The sequence below is a fragment of the Piscinibacter sp. XHJ-5 genome (genome assembly GCF_029855045.1).
In the GTDB taxonomy this organism is placed as follows: Bacteria; Pseudomonadota; Gammaproteobacteria; order Burkholderiales; family Burkholderiaceae_C; genus Albitalea.
This window is the reverse complement of record NZ_CP123228.1, coordinates 6,002,554-6,018,621: the sequence shown is the minus strand read 5'-3', so window position 1 is coordinate 6,018,621 and position 16,068 is coordinate 6,002,554. Positions and strand designations below refer to the sequence as shown.

The window sequence follows — 16,068 nt, the reverse complement described above, 5'->3', positions numbered from 1 at the left end:
GGACCGCGCTGAAAGCGAAGAGGCCGGTGCTAGACCGGCCTCTTCGCCACAGGTTCAATGGGTTCAGCGCAGACCGGCGATGTAGTCGGCCACGGCCGAGATTTCCTTGTCGGTCATCTTCAGCGTGAGGCCATTCATCTGCGGGTTGTTGCGCACGCCGATGCGGAAGGCCTTGAGCTGGGTCTCGGTGTAGTCGGCATGCTGGCCTGCCAGGCGCGGGTACTGCGAGGGGATGCCGGCACCGCTGGGGCCATGGCAGCCGGCACAGGCGGCGATCTCGCGGTCGGGCAATCCGCCGCGGTAGATCTTCTCGCCCAGCGTGACCAGTTCCTTGTTCTTGGCGAAGCCCGGCTTGGCCTGCTTGCTCGCGTAGAACGCGGCCACGTTCTTCATGTCCTGCTCGGAAAGCTGCGAGGCGAAGCCCTTCATGATGGGGCTGGGCCGCTTGTCGCCCTTGAACTCGGTGAGCTGCTTGACCAGGTACTCCGGGTGCTGGCCCTGCAGGATGGGGTTGGCGGGAGCGCCGCGCGAGCCGTCGTTGGTGTGGCAGGAGACGCAGACCTCGTTCGACTTGGCCTGACCCTTCCCCAGATCGGGCTTGGCCGCGGCGGGAGCGGCGTCGGCGGCCGATGCGGTGGCGGCGAACGCGAGGAGCAAGAGGCCGGACAGCAGGCGGGCAGCGGACTTCATGTCGGATGGATTTCTCTGGTGCAAAACCCGGAGATTTTACAATGACCGCTTTGGGTGGCCTCATGACCGATCAAAACCAGCCACGCTCCGGCGATGCCACCGAATCCGAAGCGCCGGCCAGCGACGACAAGCTCGCATTGGCCTGGGCCCACACCGCGCGCTTCCTCACCACGGCCAGCCAGCTCGACCAGCTGCCGCCCACCGAGCTGCCCGAGATCGCCTTCGTCGGCCGCTCCAACGCCGGCAAGTCCACTGCGATCAACACGCTGACGCAGCAGAAGCGCCTCGCGTTCGCCTCCAAGACGCCTGGCCGCACGCAGCACATCAACTTGTTCGAGCTGGGTCCGAAGGGCGCACCCGACGCGCTGTTCGCCGACCTTCCCGGCTACGGCTACGCCACCGTGGCGCGCGACGCCAAGTTGCGGTGGCAGCGCGTGATGGCCGACTACCTCGAGGTGCGCCGCAGCCTGAGCGGCGTCGTGCTGCTCATCGACGCACGCCTCGGTTTCACCGAGCTCGACCGGCAGCTGCTCGCGTTCGTCGCGCCGCGCGTGGGCAACGGCTCAGTCAAGCTGCTGGTGATGCTCACCAAGGCCGACAAGCTGAACCGCAAGGAGTCGCGTGAAGCCCTGGCCGGGGCCCAGGACGCGCTGGGCGACATGACCACCGACGAGGCCGATGTCGGTGTCACGCTGTTCTCGGCGCTGAACAAGACCGGCGTCGGCGATGCCGCGATGGTGCTTCACGGCTGGACGCACTGATTCGCGCCGGCGATCCTGACCGCGCGTGCTCAGACCACCGTGTAGCGGCCGTCGAGTAGCGGCGCGGCCGAGCTCATGTGCTCGCGCAGCCGGGGGAAGAGATCGGAGGTGGACTCGCTGGCGTAGATGACGCCGGCACGGACCTCGGCCGAGTAGCCGACGTTGACGATGCACGCTGCCGAACCGCTGGAGTACTCGATCGCCTCCCGACCGATGAGCTGCGCCATCCACCCCTCGGAGGACTGCACGCAGCCATTGCTCACCCGCATCAGTTCGCTGTACGTCATCGCTGCACCCATCACCATGTCCGCGCTGCCAGTCTCGCGCGAGCGGTCTGGCCGGACCATCCCCGGACCGGGTGCCCTCCCCGCAATCGCGGGAGAGGATCGCGAAGCCCATGAAAAAGGGCTGCCGAAGCAGCCCTTTCGGATTGGCGCAGGCCGGACTTACATGTCCATGCCCATGCCGCCCATGCCGCCCATGCCGCCGGGCATGCCGCCCGCGGGCGCTTCGTCCTTCGGCGCCTCGGCCACCATGGCTTCGGTGGTGAGCATCAGCGAAGCGACCGAAGCGGCGTTCTGCAGCGCAGTGCGCGTCACCTTGGTCGGATCCAGGATGCCCATCTCGATCATGTCGCCGTAGGTGTCGTTGGCGGCATTGAAGCCGTAGTTGCCCTTGCCGGCCAGGACGGCGTTGACGACCACGCTCGGCTCGCCGCCGGCGTTGTAGACGATCTCGCGCAGGGGCGATTCGATCGCCTTGATCACCAGCTTGATGCCGGCGTCCTGGTCGGGGTTGTCGCCCTTGATGTCGCCGGCCGCCTGACGGGCGCGCAGCAGGGCCACGCCACCGCCGGCCACCACGCCTTCTTCCACCGCGGCACGCGTGGCGTGCAGGGCGTCTTCGACGCGGGCCTTCTTCTCCTTCATCTCGACTTCGGTGGCGGCACCGACCTTGATCACCGCCACGCCGCCGGCCAGCTTGGCCACGCGCTCTTGCAGCTTCTCGCGGTCGTAGTCGCTGGTGGCGTCCTCGATCTGAACGCGGATCTGCTTGACGCGCGACTCGATGTCGGCACCGGCGCCCGCGCCGTCGATGATGGTGGTGTTCTCCTTGCCCACCTCGATGCGCTTCGCCTGGCCCAGGTCAGCCAGCGCGACCTTCTCGAGCGTCAGGCCGACTTCTTCCGAGATGACCTTGCCGCCGGTCAGGATGGCGATGTCTTCCAGCATGGCCTTGCGGCGATCGCCGAAGCCCGGCGCCTTGACGGCGACCACCTTCAGGATGCCGCGAATGGTGTTGACCACCAGCGTGGCGAGCGCCTCGCCTTCGACTTCTTCGGCAACGATCAGCAGCGGACGGCCGGACTTGGCCACCTGCTCCAGCGTGGGCAGCAGGTCGCGGATGTTGCTGATCTTCTTGTCGTACAGCAGCACGAACGGGTTCTCGAGAACGGCCGACTGCTTTTCGGGGTTGTTGATGAAGTAAGGCGACAGGTAGCCGCGGTCGAACTGCATGCCCTCGACGACTTCGAGCTCGTTGTTCAGGCTCTTGCCGTCCTCGACGGTGATGACGCCTTCCTTGCCGACCTTGTCCATTGCCTCGGCGATGATCTGGCCGATCGACTCGTCGCTGTTGGCCGAAATGGAGCCGACCTGCGAGATCTCCTTGCTCGTCGTGGTGGGCTTCGACTGCTTCTTCAGCTGTTCGACGAGGATGGTGACGGCCTTGTCGATGCCGCGCTTCAGGTCCATCGGGTTCATGCCGGCGGCCACGTACTTCATGCCTTCGCGCACGATGGCCTGGGCCAGCACGGTGGCGGTGGTGGTGCCGTCACCGGCGTTGTCGCTGGTCTTGGAAGCGACTTCCTTGACCATCTGGGCGCCCATGTTCTGGAGCTTGTCCTTCAGCTCGATTTCCTTGGCGACCGACACGCCGTCCTTGGTGACGGTGGGGGCACCGAACGAGCGCTCGAGGACCACGTTGCGGCCCTTGGGGCCGAGGGTGACCTTGACGGCGTTGGCGAGGATGTTCACGCCTTCGACCATGCGAGCACGTGCTTCGCCGCCGAAGACAACGTCTTTTGCTGCCATGTTTTGTTCTCCGAATTCAGTTTGTTCAGGGGTTCGCGGATTCGCGGGAAGTGCCAGCCGGCTTACTTCTCGACGACGGCGAACAGGTCTTCTTCGCGCATCACCAGCAGTTCGTCGCCCTCGACCTTGACGGTCTGGCCGCTGTACTTGCCGAACAGCACGCGGTCGCCGACGTTGATGTTCAGCGCCACGAAATCGCCCTTGTCATTGCGCTTGCCGGGACCGACCGCCAGCACTTCACCCTGATCGGGCTTCTCGGCGGCGTTGTCGGGAATGACGATGCCCGATGCGGTCTTGGTTTCGTTTTCGAGGCGCTTGACGATCACGCGATCGTGCAACGGACGAAGTTTCATTAGCATCTCCTTGGGGTCTCACACGGACGTCTGGGGTAATGAGCGAGAGTTTGCGCTCATTAACTTTTCGACGGCGCCATCGGCTGCCGTCGTTAGCACTCGGCATGTCTGAGTGCTAGCAGGCGAATTATAGGGTCGCGAAGAACGGTTTCAAGACCGTCCCATGCCTTAGGCGTATCGCGCGGTAAGCCCGGCTCGTACAGTGGCTCGCGCGATCCCGCAGCGATGGAGGGCGACTCATCATGGCCAGCAGCACCCACGGCAGATCCGTGCCCAAGCACCAGGCGGTTTCGCTCCACATCGGGCTCAACTCGGTGGATCCGGCGCACTACGGAGGCTGGTCGGGCGAACTGTCGGCGTGCGAGTTCGACGCCAACGACATGGCGGCGATTGCCAAGGTCCAGGGCATGAAGGCCACTGTGCTGCTGACGAAGAAGGGCACCCGCGCCAAGGTGCTGTCTTCCATCCGTGCCGCCGCCAAGGCGCTGAAATCGGGCGACCTCTTCTTCCTGAGCTACTCCGGCCACGGCGGCCAGGTGCCTGACGTCACCGGCGACGAGGACGACAAGCAGGACGAGACCTGGTGCCTCTACGACGCGCAGCTGATCGACGACGAGCTGTACCACGAGCTTGGTCGATTCCGTGCGGGTGTGCGCATCGTCGTGCTGTCCGACAGCTGCCACAGCGGCACCGTCACGCGCGACCTTCCGGCCACCGTGGCCATCGTGCCGACGGCGCAGCCGTCCCAGCGGCCGAAGCTGATGCCGCGCAGCGTCGGGCTGCGCACCTATCGCGACAACCAGGCCTTCTACGACAGGCTGCAGCGTGAAGTGGCCAAGGCGGCAGGCGACGGCGTCATCGATCCGGACCAGGCATTGGCGAACGTCGCCGTCAGCAGCCGGCTGACCGGGGTCGTGAGGAACTTCAAGGCCGCCGCTGTGCTGATCTCGGGATGCCAGGACAACCAGACGTCGATGGACGGCGCCCACAACGGCGCCTTCACCGAGCAGTTGCTGGCGGTCTGGAACAACGGGGGATTCAAGGGCAGCTACGCCAGCTTCCACGCACGCATCCGGGCCCGTCTGCCGCCGACGCAGTCGCCCAACCTGTTTGCGCTGGGCGCAGCCGGCGCCTTGATGGCGCAGCAGCCCTTCAGCGTGTAGCAGCCAGGGCGCTCAATGCGGCGACGACGGCTCGTCGCGGTTCTCGTCGGCAGAGCTTGGCGGCGCGGGGACGCGGTAGCTCTCGGTGGCCCAGGCGCCGAAATCGACGTTCTTGCAGCGCTCGCTGCAGAACGGACGATGTGGGTTCTCGGGGGCGTACACGCTTTCGCCACCGCAAGTGGGACAGGTCACGATGCGCTTGGCCGTGCTCGCCATGCTGCCCTTCCTTAGGCGCACAACGTGAGCTCGAACGCCGTATCCGCCGTGCTGGGTTTCAGGCGACCGTCGGCATCCTGTCGCATCAGGCGCACCGAAGCCATGAGGCGATGGCCGCTGATTTCGGGCACCAGCGGCTCGTTACCGTTCAGCCGCACACGCATCAGCTGGTAGGTCTTGCCGGCCGGCAGGCTCTGCTGGTACTGGCCCGCTTGCGCCACCACCTTGTGCGGCACGCCGGAATCGCGCAGAAGCCCGAGCAGCACGTTCAAGGCTTCCGCCAGCGGCGTCAGGCTGGCGATCCACTGGACCAGATCGGCGCGGCGCCGCAGTGGCTCCAGCTTCTGCCATGCGTGATACGCGGGCAGGTCGAATTCGCAGGTGCCGCCGGGGATGCTGATGCGGCTGCGGATGCTCATCAGCCACTCGTTGGCGGTGAGCGCGTGGCCCGCCTTGCCCGGCAGCTGGTTCAGCGAATGGAAGGCATGGTCGATCCTCCCGATCATCTCCTCGAGCGCCTGCTCCGAGATCGACGGATTGCCACGGTAGCCGGCCAGCTGCGTCTTGTGACGCTCGAGCTCCATCAGGAGGTCGGACTTCAGGTCGGCGCGCGAAGCGACGTCCATGATCTCGAAGATGGTCGCCAGCGCGTAGTGATGATCGACGGCGGTGTCGCGGGGGATCAGCTGGCCGAGACGGTCGAACAGGTGTTCCAGCCGCAGCATCGTTCGGATGCTCTCGTTGAACGGGTATTCGTAGAGAACCAAGTGAGACTTCCTCGGTCTGGCATGGAAGCAGTGACGCGCGGGGCGCGCACTGCAAGAGCGTCGACTCCGGATTGTTTCACAGGGTTCCGCCCGCGTCGCTGCCAGGGACGCGCCATTGCCGCCAGAGTGTGTCCACCTGCATCGCGAGTTGCTCGAGCGTGATGCCGTCGTTGTGGACCACCGCATCGGCGCAGGCCAGCCGCGCCGCGCGGGACGCCTGGGCAGCAATGACCGAGCGCACCGTCTGCGCCGGCCAGCCAGCACGCTTGGTGACCCGCTCCACCTGCGTCTGTTCGCTGCAATCGACGACGAGCACGCGATCGACGCGCTGCCGCCAGCGTCCCGACTCCACCAGCAGCGGCACGTCGAACACCAGCACCGCGGCGCCGGCCTCGCGGGCCTCGCGTTCCGCTTCGAGGCCGATCAGCGGGTGCAGGATGCCCTCGAGCCGACGCTTCGCCCGCGGATCGGCGAAGGCGAGGTCGCGCATGCGCTCGCGGTCCAGCGCACCCGTGGTGTCGATGAAGTCGTCGCCGAATTCGGACCGGATGCCCGCGATGGCCGAGCCGCCCGGCAGGGTCAGGCGACGGGCGATGGCGTCGGTGTCGATCACGGCTGCGCCGTGATCGGCGAGCAGAGCCGACACAGTGCTCTTGCCGCTGCCGATGCCGCCCGTGAGGCCCAGTCGCAAGCCCGGCGCCGCGGTCACTGTCGCTTCCGCCGATTCAGGCCCAGCCCAGCCAGCCGAGCACCCGCTGCGGACCGGCCAGCATCACGACGACGCCTGCGCCGGCGAGGAACGGCCCGAACGGCACGTAGCGTCCTTCACGCAGCGCACCGGTGAGCTTCATGCCGATGCCGACGACAGCGCCGAGCAACGATGCGCCCAGCACGACGGGCAGGAGCATCTGAACCCCCAGCCAGGCACCCAGCGCCGAGAGCAGCTTGAAATCGCCGTAACCCATGCCTTCCTTGCCGGTCGCGTGCTTGAAGATCCAGTACACGGTCCACAAGGAGAGGTAGCCGCCCACGGCGCCCCAGAGCGAGGAGCTCAGGGGAATGGTCCATCCCAGCGCCGCGGCGACCAGGCCCGCCCACAGCAGCGGCAAGGTGACGTTGTCCGGCAGCAGCGTCGTGTCCCAGTCGATGCCGGCCAGCGCCACGAGCGTGCCGACGAAGCCGCACCACAGCACCGTGGTGGGCTGCGCTCCGAAACGCCAGGCGGTGGCGGCGAACAACGCGCCGGTGAGGATCTCGACGGACGGATATCGCGGCGAGATGGGCGCCTTGCAGGCGGAACACTTGCCGCCCAGGCGCAGCCAGCTCAGCACGGGGATGTTCTCGTGCCAGGCGATCCCGTGCCCGCACGATGGACAGCGGGAGCGTGGCTTCGACAGCGTCAGCCGGGGGGGCACCTCGACCTTCACGCCGAGCATCTCGGCGCTGTCGAGCTTCCAGCCGCGCTCCAGCATCTGCGGCAGGCGGTGGATCACCACGTTGAGGAAGCTGCCGATGCACAGTCCGAGCAGTCCCAGCAGCCACGGCGACAGCAGGACCTGGGAGAACTCGGGCGTCACACCACGGAGCCGATCTTGAAGATCGGGAGGTACATCGATACGACGATGCCGCCGATCAACGTACCGAGAATCACGATGATGAAGGGCTCCATCAGGCTCGACAGGCCTTTCACCGCCTCGTCGACTTCGTCCTCATAGAACTCTGCCGCCTTGCCCAGCATCTGGTCGAGCGAGCCCGACTCTTCGCCGATCGCGACCATCTGCAGGACCATGATCGGAAACACGCCGGTCGAATGCATCGATGTGGTGAGCGCGGTGCCGGTCGAGACGTCTTTCTGGATCTGCTCGGTCGCTTCGGCGAAAACGGCATTGCCGGCCGCGCCGCCCACCGAGTCGAGCGCTTCGACGAGGGGAACGCCGGCAGCGAACATCGTCGACAGCGTGCGCGTCCACCGTGCCACCGCCGACTTGTTGACGAGGTCGCCGAACACGGGAAGCCGCAGCAGCAAGCGGTCCATCATTTTCTGCATCTTCTCGGAGCGGCGCCACGATTGGAAAAAGAAGTACGTGCCTCCGATCAGGAAGCCGAAGATGGCCCACCAGTACTTGACGAAGAACTCAGACATCGCGATGACCAGCAGCGTCGGTGCCGGCAGGTCGGCGCCGAAGGAGGTGAAGACTTCCTTGAACGCCGGAATCACGAAGATCATGATGACCGCGAGCACCACGAAGGCGACCACCAGAACCGCCACCGGGTAGATCATGGCCGACTTGATCTTGTTCTTGATGGCCATCGTCTTTTCCTGGTAGATCGCCAGCCGCTCGAGCAGCGCCTCCAGGATGCCGCCTGCCTCGCCGGCTTCGACCAGGTTGCAGTACAGCGAATCGAAATACAACGGGTGCTTGCGGAACGCCGCGGACAGGCTGGTGCCGGTCTCGATGTCGCTGCGGATGTCGGTGAGCAGTCGGGTGACCTTGGGATTCGCGCTGCCGCGGGCGACGATGTCGAACGACTGGATCAGAGGCACGCCGGCACGCATCATCGTCGCCAGCTGGCGCGTGAAGATGGCGATGTCCTTCTGCTTGATCGCACGGCCGCCGCTGGTTCGGCGCTTCTTGACCTTGGTGGTCAGGATGCCCTGGCGCCGCAGGCTGGCGCTGACCATGGCTTCGCCGCCGGCACGCATCTCGCCGCGCACGATCTTCCCGTTCTTGTCCTTGCCTTCCCATTCGAAGACGAGGTCCCTGATGTTTTGCTTTGCGGCTAGTGCAGTCGCCATAGTGCCTCCGAGGATCGCGCTCCTCGCCCAAACGTTGTTGCCTCTTGACTGTGTGCGCCGGTCATTCGTTGGTGACCGAGATCACTTCCTCGAGTGTGGTGACACCGGCACGCACCTTCACGAGACCCGACTGACGCAGGTCGCGCACGCCCTCCACCTGTGCCTGCTTGGCGATGTCCATCGAGGTGCCCTCGGCCAGGATGATGCGTTGGATCTCCTCGCTGATGGGCATCACCTGGTAGATGCCGACCCGGCCCTTGTAGCCGTTGCTGCACGCCGAGCAGCCGACCGCGCGGTACGGCTTCCACGTCCCGTCAAGGTCCTTCTCGGAGAAGCCGGCCTTCAACATCGCCTCGCGCGGGTACTCCGCCGGCTGCTTGCAGTTCTCGCACAGCTTGCGCGCAAGCCGCTGCGCGGTGATGAGCAGCACGCTGGCAGCGATATTGAATGGCGCCACCCCCATGTTCATCAGACGGGTCAGCGTCGTCGGCGCGTCGTTGGTGTGCAGCGTCGACATGACCAGGTGACCCGTTTGCGCGGCCTTGATCGCGATGTCGGCGGTTTCGAGGTCGCGGATTTCGCCGACCATGATGACGTCCGGGTCCTGCCGCAGGAACGACTTCAGCGCCACGGCGAAGTTCATGCCGGCCTTGTCGTTGACGTTGACCTGGTTGATGCCCGGCAAGTTGATTTCCGCCGGGTCTTCGACCGTCGAGATGTTGACGCCCGGCTGATTGAGGATGTTGAGGCAGGTGTACAGCGACACCGTCTTGCCCGAACCGGTGGGGCCGGTCACGAGGATCATGCCGTAAGGACGCTGGATCGCGCCCATCAGGCGGTCCTTCTCGATCTTCTCGTAGCCGAGCGCCTCGATACCAAGCTTGGCGCTCGACGCGTCGAGGATCCGGATCACGATCTTCTCGCCGAACAGCGTCGGCAGGGTGCTGACCCGGAAGTCGATGGCCTTGCTGCCGAACTTGAGCTTCATGCGGCCGTCCTGCGGCACGCGTTTTTCGGAGATGTCCAGCCGGGAGATGACCTTGATGCGCGACGCGAGCTTGTCCTTGATCGCGATCGGCGGTTGTGTGATCTCGCGCAGCTCGCCGTCGATACGGAAGCGCACGCGGTAGTGGTACTCGTAGGGCTCGAAATGCAGGTCGGATGCGCGCGCGTTGATGGCGTCGATCAGCATCTTCTGCAGGAAGCGTACGACCGGGGCGTCCTCGACCTCCGACGATGACGTATCCGCCGCCTCCTGGGAGGTGACGTCGTCGGTGACGTCGAATTCGAAATCGCCGGATGCGATCGACTCGAGCGCTTCGCTTGCGCTGCCGCCCGTGGCGTCGAGGATCTTGAGCAGCTTGTCGTGCTCGACGATCACCCATTCCGGCGTCAGCTGGGTGGCGAACTTGATGCGCTCGACAGCCTCTTGATCGGTCGGGTCGGAGCCGCCGATGAACAGTCGGTTGCCCCGCTTGCCCAGCACCACCACCTGGTACTGCGCCGAGAGCTTGCCGTCGATGATGTTGCGCGGCAGCCTTTGCGAGTCGACGGCATTGAGGTCGAGCAGGGGGAGCGCGAGCGAGCCGGACAAGGTGTGCGCGAGCTCGGACGGGGTAATCGCGCCGGCCGACAGCACCGATGCGACAAAGTTGATCTTCTTCTCTTTGGCGCCCTTGACCAGGTCTTCCGCGGTCTTGAGGCTCAGCCGTCCGGCATGGACGAGAACGCGAGCGACCCCGGAGAGCGTGGACTGCGGTGCGTCGCTGAGTGCTTCCATGGCTCAGTGCGTCCGCTGTGGTTGCGAAACGCCGCGACCCGCCGTCGAGCGGAGGCGTTCGGGGCAGCAGGCAGACGATAGGACACGCTGGGCACCTCGCGGGCCGGCAGCGCAATGTCGAGACACTGAGTGTTCACTCCACAAGACAACCCAACGATGATCGCCGAATCGTCAGATGGTGTAAATCGCGGAGATACGACCAACTGCCAACAATTCACGACGACGCTAGGCGCGGCTTTGAGCGGCAAGACGCACACGGCTCGGAAACAAAGTGCAAAAGCTCTGGAGCGTGTCGCGTTTCGGCAAGTGGCCAGCGATGCTGGTCGGGGTGAGAGGATTCGAACCTCCGGCCTCTACGTCCCGAACGTAGCGCTCTACCAGGCTAAGCTACACCCCGATTTGCCGAGCGCCGCACGGGCTGCGGCGCTGTCTTCAGCGGATTTCCGGCGCCCAGGTCGCCTTTCGGCTCTCCTAGAACGACCGGTCAACTGATCGAACGCAAAATTCTAGCAGAGCTTCCCGGCTCGCCGACTCGGGGATCGAACCAAGGGCCTGTCGCGCCTTGTCAGCCTCGGCGCGCGCGGCGTCTCGCGTCGCTCCGATGGCACCCGTGCGCCGAACGATCTCGACAATCTGCGCCAGCCGTGCGACCTCGCCTTCCTCGATTGCATGGCGGATCAGATCGCGCTCCTGCGCGGTGCCGCGCTCCATTGCGACCAGCAGCGGCAAGGTCGGTTTGCCTTCGCGCAGGTCGTCGCCGACATTCTTGCCAAGTTGAGGGGTCGAGCCCTCGTAGTCGAGCAGATCATCGACAAGCTGGAACGCTGTACCGAGCGAGCGGCCGTAGTCTGCGCAGGCTTCCTCCACGTCTCGTGGGACGTCTGCCAGCACGGCGCCCAGCCGTGCACTGGCTTCGAACAGCTTGGCCGTCTTGAAGCGGATCACGCGCAGGTAGTCCTCGACGGCGATGTCCGGGTCGTGCATGTTCATCAGCTGCAGGACTTCGCCCTCGGCGATGACATTGGTCGCGTCGGCGAGGACTTCCAGCACCCGCATGCGGTTCACCGACACCATCATCTGGAAGGCGCGCGAATAGACGAAGTCGCCGACGAGCACGCTCGCCGCATTGCCGAACAGCGCATTGGCCGTTTCGCGACCACGCCGCAGGGCCGACTCATCGACGACATCGTCGTGCAGCAGCGTCGCGGTGTGAATGAATTCGACCGTGGCGGCGAGCTCGAAGCGCTCGGGCCCGGAGAACCCCAGCGCCTTCGAGAACAGCAGCACCAGCATCGGCCGGATCCGCTTGCCGCCGGCGCTGATGATGTAGTGCGCGATCTGGTTGATCAGCGCCACGTCCGAAGCGAGGCGGCGCTGGATGACCGCATCCACCTGCCTCATGTCGGCGGCCATGAACGACGCCGCACCGGAGGTCGGAGCGGCGTGGGCGGCAGGCGGCGTCGATTGAACGCTGGGCTGGGAGGACACGGCAGGATTATAGAAAGGCACTCGGATGCACTTTTCGGCCGCCGCCCGCGCATCCGGTGCGCCCCGGCCGGGTTTGGCACGGGTACCCCGCTCGTTGTACAATCGTGGGCTCTGCGTCGCGCGCAGGGGTTTCATCGAAAGGGCTGATATGTACGCGGTCATAAAAACCGGCGGCAAGCAATACAAGGTTGCCGCAGGCGAAAAGATCAAGGTAGAACAGATTGCTGCGGACGTCGGCCAAGAGATCACGATCGACCAGGTGTTGGCCATTGGCGCCGGCACCGACCTCACTGTCGGGACTCCCTTGGTGTCAGGCGCCATCGTCAAGGCCACCGTCGTGGCCCATGGCAAGCACGACAAGGTGCGCATCTTCAAGATGCGTCGTCGCAAGCACTATCAAAAGCGGCAGGGCCATCGTCAGGCCTACACCGAGCTCGAGATCATGGCGGTCAACGCCTGATCCGACCTTCAAGGAGATCTGAACCATGGCACAGAAAAAAGGCGGCGGTTCCACCCGGAACGGCCGTGACTCGCAACCCAAGATGCTGGGCGTCAAGGTGTTTGGGGGCCAGACCATTCCCGCTGGCTCCATCATCGTGCGTCAGCGGGGCACCAGATTCCACGCGGGCGCCAATGTCGGCACGGGTCGCGATCACACGCTGTTCGCGCTCGTCGACGGTGTGGTCGACTACTCCACCAAGGGCCCGTTGAATCGTCAGACGGTGAGCGTCAAGGCACTGTAAGTCGGCCGAAACCTCACCGAGCAAGCCCCGGTCCGCCGGGGCTTGTCTTTTGTGGCGACGCAACCCGCTGGCATTACCATCGACCGCATCCTCCCCCATCCGAGCAGACCACCATGAACAAGAGCGGCATCGTTCTCATCGTCATCGGCGCGCTTCTGCTGGCCCACAACTTCGGCATCTTCGAGTTCGCGTGGCTGCGCCAATGGTGGCCGGCGCTGCTGATCGCGCTTGGGGTGTGGTCGATCGTCAATCACAAGCCGGGCGACAAGCGGTCTTCCGGCACCGACAAATCCCAATCATGAAATTCGTCGACGAGGCCACGATAGACGTTGCCGCTGGGAACGGCGGCAACGGCTGCATGAGCTTTCGTCGCGAGAAGTTCATTCCGTTTGGCGGCCCCAACGGCGGCGACGGCGGACGCGGCGGCAGCGTGTATGCCGTCGGCGACCGCAACCTCAACACGCTGATCGACTACCGCTACGCCCGCCGCCACGAAGCGCGCAACGGCGAGAATGGGCGCGGTTCAGATCAGTACGGCGCAGCCGCCGACGATATCGTGCTGCGCATGCCGATGGGCACCATCATCACGGACCTCGACACGGGCCAGGTGATCGCGGAGCTGCTCGTGCCCGACGAAAAGGTGCTGCTTGCCAAGGGCGGCGACGGTGGCTTCGGCAACCTGCACTTCAAAAGCAGCACCAACCGCGCACCTCGGCAGAAGACCCCCGGCTGGCCAGGCGAGCAGCGCCGCCTGAAGCTGGAGTTGCGCGTGCTGGCCGACGTGGGACTGCTCGGCATGCCAAACGCCGGCAAGTCCACGCTGATCGCGGCCATTTCCAATGCCCGGCCGAAAATCGCCGACTACCCGTTCACCACCTTGCACCCCAATCTGGGCGTCGTGCGGGTCGGGCCAGAACAGAGCTTCGTCGTGGCCGACATCCCGGGCCTGATCGAAGGTGCGGCTGAAGGCGCGGGACTCGGCCATCTCTTCCTGCGCCATCTGCAGCGCACCCATCTGCTGCTCCACCTCGTGGACTTCGCGCCGTTCGACGACAGCATCGACCCGGTCGCGCAAGCCAAGGCCATCGTGGCCGAGCTGAAGAAGTACGACGAGGCTCTTTATCAGAAGCCGCGCTGGCTGGTGCTGAACAAGCTCGACATGGTGCCCGGCGAGGAGCGCGACAAGCGCGTCAAGGACTTCGTCAGGCGGCTCAAGTGGAAGGGCCCGGTGTTCCAGATCTCCGCGCTCACCCGCGAAGGCTGCGAGCCGTTGATCAAGGCGATCTACCAGCACGTGGCGACATTGCGCAACGTCGTGCCGGACGACCCCGATCCGCGCTTTGCCCAGGCAGCGCAAGACGTTTCGCCATCATGAGCGATGCGCTGAAGAACGCGAGACGCGTCGTCGTCAAGGTCGGCTCCAGCCTCGTCACCAACGAAGGACGCGGTGTCGATGCCGAAGCGGTCGGCAACTGGTGCCGCCAGTTGGCAGCGCTGGCCGCGCAGGGGCGTGAAGTCGTCATGGTGTCGAGCGGCGCCATCGCCGAGGGCATGAAGCGTCTCGGCTGGCCCACGCGTCCCAAGGAAGTCCATGAACTGCAGGCCGCCGCCGCCGTCGGGCAGATGGGCCTCGCGCAGATCTATGAATCGAAGCTCCGCGAGAACGGCATGGAGAGCGCCCAGGTGCTGCTGACGCACGCCGACCTGGCCGATCGCGAGCGCTATCTGAACGCCCGGTCCACGCTGTTGACCTTGTTGCGGCTGAAGGTCGTTCCGGTGATCAACGAGAACGATACGGTCGTCAACGACGAGATCAAGGTCGGCGACAACGACACGCTGGGCGCGTTGGTGGCCAATCTGATCGAAGCCGATGCCCTGGTCATCCTCACGGATCAGAAGGGCCTGTACACGGCGGATCCGCGAAAGGATGCCAATGCCCGGTTCGTGCACGAGGCGCAGGCCGGCGCGCCGGAGCTCGAGCACATGGCTGGCGGAGCCGGCTCCAGCATCGGCAAGGGCGGCATGATCACCAAAGTGCTGGCTGCCAAGCGCGCGGCCCGCAGCGGTGCAAGCACCGTGATCGCATGGGGACGGGAGCCGGATGTGCTGCTGCGTCTGGCCACCGGCGAAGCGATCGGCACCGCGCTGATCGCCGCCACTCCCAAACTGGCGGCGCGCAAGCAATGGATGGCCGATCATCTGCAACTGCGTGGCGCAGTCACCGTCGATGATGGCGCAGTGGCGAAATTGCGTGATGGTGGAAAGAGCCTGTTGCCGGTCGGCATGGTCGAGGTGCAGGGGGATTTTCACCGGGGCGATGTGATCGCGGTGCGCAGCATGGCAGGCGACGAGATCGCTCGCGGGCTGGCCAACTACTCGAGCAGTGAAGCGAGGCTCATCGCGCGCCGGCCATCGAGCGAATTCGAGCGCCTGCTCGGATACAGCGCCGAGCCCGAGATGATCCACCGCGACAACCTCGTGCTGACGTAGGCCTACGAGGCGCGCGGAATCTCCGGTTCGTCCGGCGGCAGCGGTGCCGGCTCGGCCGGATGCGCATCGTGCCGCATCGGACGCGAATCGTGATCGTCGTCGCGGTGATGCGGCCGCATGCCCGAGCGCAGGTAGCGGTTGTGGTGGCTGCCACGCGGCAGAAAGCGCGCCAGCTCGGTGAGGGCCATCTGGTACACGTCGCGCTTGAATTCGATGACGACCTCGAGCGGCACCCAGTATTCATTCCAGCGCCAGGCGTCGAACTCCGGATGATCGGTGGCGCGCAGATTCATGTCGGTGTCGCGGCCGGTGAGCTGCAACAGGAACCAGATCTGTTTCTGTCCGCGGTAGTGCCCGCGAGCGTCGCGCCGGATGAAGTGATCTGGCACCTCATAACGCAACCAGTCGCGCGTGCGCGCAATGATTCGCACATGCTCCGGCGTCAGCCCCACCTCTTCGTGAAGCTCGCGGTACATCGCCTGCTCCGGCGTCTCGCCGTACTTGATGCCCCCTTGCGGGAACTGCCAGGAATGAGTTCGGATCCGTTTGCCCCAGAACACCTGGTTTTTCTGGTTGAGCAGGATGATGCCGACGTTGGGTCTGAACCCTTCACGGTCGAGCATAATCAACCCCAAAATTCTCGTTGAAACGATTATTGCACCGGCATGACGGGAATCAACCCCTTGGGTTTCCCTCACTTCTCGCCGCGTGCTTCCCCCTCGTCCTC

General features: G+C 65.1%; 19 protein-coding genes and 1 tRNA gene. 7 read left to right on the top strand and 13 right to left on the bottom strand.

Annotated elements, in window-relative coordinates; translation table 11 throughout:
- Positions 1–63 precede the first annotated feature (63 nt).
- Positions 64–690 (bottom strand): c-type cytochrome, encoded by a 627-nt coding sequence (locus P7V53_RS28525; RefSeq protein WP_280152864.1) that lies wholly within the window; start codon positions 688–690, stop codon positions 64–66.
- Positions 691–752: 62 nt separating this feature from the next.
- On the opposite strand from P7V53_RS28525, the gene yihA reads away from it, so the two are divergent.
- A complete protein-coding gene (gene yihA, locus P7V53_RS28520) occupies positions 753–1,451 on the top strand; it encodes a ribosome biogenesis GTP-binding protein YihA/YsxC (RefSeq protein WP_280152863.1) in 699 nt (232 codons plus the stop codon).
- 29 nt (positions 1,452–1,480) lie between these two features.
- Here the strand turns inward: yihA and P7V53_RS28515 are convergent, their stop codons facing one another.
- From P7V53_RS28515 to groES, 3 genes are all read right to left on the bottom strand, one after another.
- A complete protein-coding gene (locus P7V53_RS28515) occupies positions 1,481–1,738 on the bottom strand; it encodes a hypothetical protein (protein WP_280152862.1) in 258 nt (85 codons plus the stop codon).
- A 159-nt stretch (positions 1,739–1,897) separates the two neighbouring features.
- Positions 1,898–3,544: a chaperonin GroEL gene (gene groL / locus P7V53_RS28510; RefSeq protein ID WP_280152861.1), complete on the bottom strand. Its 1,647-nt coding sequence runs from the start codon at positions 3,542–3,544 to the stop codon at positions 1,898–1,900.
- A 62-nt stretch (positions 3,545–3,606) separates the two neighbouring features.
- On the bottom strand, positions 3,607–3,897 hold the full coding sequence (gene groES, locus P7V53_RS28505) for a co-chaperone GroES (protein WP_280152860.1): 291 nt from the start codon (positions 3,895–3,897) through the stop codon (positions 3,607–3,609).
- Between the two features lie 242 nt (positions 3,898–4,139).
- Between groES and P7V53_RS28500 the strand changes: the two genes are divergently transcribed.
- Positions 4,140–5,060, top strand: coding sequence for a caspase family protein (locus P7V53_RS28500; RefSeq protein WP_280152859.1), 921 nt, complete (start codon positions 4,140–4,142; stop codon positions 5,058–5,060).
- 12 nt (positions 5,061–5,072) lie between these two features.
- Here the strand turns inward: P7V53_RS28500 and P7V53_RS28495 are convergent, their stop codons facing one another.
- The 8 genes from P7V53_RS28495 to ispB form a co-directional block, all read right to left on the bottom strand.
- A complete protein-coding gene (locus tag P7V53_RS28495) occupies positions 5,073–5,276 on the bottom strand; it encodes a DNA gyrase inhibitor YacG (RefSeq protein ID WP_280152858.1) in 204 nt (67 codons plus the stop codon).
- A gap of 11 nt (positions 5,277–5,287) precedes the next feature.
- Entirely contained in the window at positions 5,288–6,043 is a 756-nt protein-coding gene (zapD, locus tag P7V53_RS28490; protein ID WP_280152857.1) for a cell division protein ZapD, read from the bottom strand.
- A gap of 76 nt (positions 6,044–6,119) precedes the next feature.
- Entirely contained in the window at positions 6,120–6,752 is a 633-nt protein-coding gene (gene coaE / locus P7V53_RS28485; protein ID WP_280152856.1) for a dephospho-CoA kinase, read from the bottom strand.
- A gap of 16 nt (positions 6,753–6,768) precedes the next feature.
- Positions 6,769–7,620 carry an A24 family peptidase gene (locus P7V53_RS28480; protein WP_280152855.1) on the bottom strand — a complete coding sequence of 284 codons (852 nt, stop codon included), beginning with the start codon at positions 7,618–7,620 and terminating at the stop codon, positions 6,769–6,771.
- The gene (locus P7V53_RS28475) at positions 7,617–8,840 is read right to left on the bottom strand and encodes a type II secretion system F family protein (protein ID WP_280152854.1); all 1,224 of its coding nucleotides are present in this window, start codon (positions 8,838–8,840) and stop codon (positions 7,617–7,619) included. The genes P7V53_RS28480 and P7V53_RS28475 overlap by 4 nt, the downstream gene beginning before the upstream one ends.
- 61 nt (positions 8,841–8,901) lie before the next feature.
- Entirely contained in the window at positions 8,902–10,620 is a 1,719-nt protein-coding gene (gene pilB / locus P7V53_RS28470; RefSeq protein ID WP_280152853.1) for a type IV-A pilus assembly ATPase PilB, read from the bottom strand.
- Between the two features lie 320 nt (positions 10,621–10,940).
- Positions 10,941–11,017, bottom strand: a tRNA-Pro gene (locus tag P7V53_RS28465).
- Positions 11,018–11,091: 74 nt separating this feature from the next.
- Positions 11,092–12,033 (bottom strand): octaprenyl diphosphate synthase, encoded by a 942-nt coding sequence (gene ispB / locus P7V53_RS28460; RefSeq protein WP_280152852.1) that lies wholly within the window; start codon positions 12,031–12,033, stop codon positions 11,092–11,094.
- A gap of 223 nt (positions 12,034–12,256) precedes the next feature.
- Between ispB and rplU the strand changes: the two genes are divergently transcribed.
- The 5 genes from rplU (at position 12,257) to proB (ending at position 15,341) form a co-directional block, all read left to right on the top strand.
- Positions 12,257–12,568 (top strand): 50S ribosomal protein L21, encoded by a 312-nt coding sequence (rplU, locus tag P7V53_RS28455; protein ID WP_280156638.1) that lies wholly within the window; start codon positions 12,257–12,259, stop codon positions 12,566–12,568.
- Between the two features lie 25 nt (positions 12,569–12,593).
- Entirely contained in the window at positions 12,594–12,851 is a 258-nt protein-coding gene (rpmA, locus tag P7V53_RS28450) for a 50S ribosomal protein L27 (RefSeq protein ID WP_280152851.1), read from the top strand.
- A gap of 113 nt (positions 12,852–12,964) precedes the next feature.
- Positions 12,965–13,153: a DUF5668 domain-containing protein gene (locus P7V53_RS28445; RefSeq protein WP_280152850.1), complete on the top strand. Its 189-nt coding sequence runs from the start codon at positions 12,965–12,967 to the stop codon at positions 13,151–13,153.
- A complete protein-coding gene (gene cgtA / locus P7V53_RS28440) occupies positions 13,150–14,226 on the top strand; it encodes an Obg family GTPase CgtA (RefSeq protein ID WP_280156637.1) in 1,077 nt (358 codons plus the stop codon). Before P7V53_RS28445 ends, cgtA begins: the two co-directional genes overlap by 4 nt.
- A complete protein-coding gene (gene proB, locus P7V53_RS28435; protein ID WP_280152849.1) occupies positions 14,223–15,341 on the top strand; it encodes a glutamate 5-kinase in 1,119 nt (372 codons plus the stop codon). Before cgtA ends, proB begins: the two co-directional genes overlap by 4 nt.
- Before the next feature lie 2 nt (positions 15,342–15,343).
- Here the strand turns inward: proB and P7V53_RS28430 are convergent, their stop codons facing one another.
- Positions 15,344–15,964 carry an RNA pyrophosphohydrolase gene (locus P7V53_RS28430; protein WP_280156636.1) on the bottom strand — a complete coding sequence of 207 codons (621 nt, stop codon included), beginning with the start codon at positions 15,962–15,964 and terminating at the stop codon, positions 15,344–15,346.
- Between the last annotated feature and the right edge of the window lie 104 nt (positions 15,965–16,068).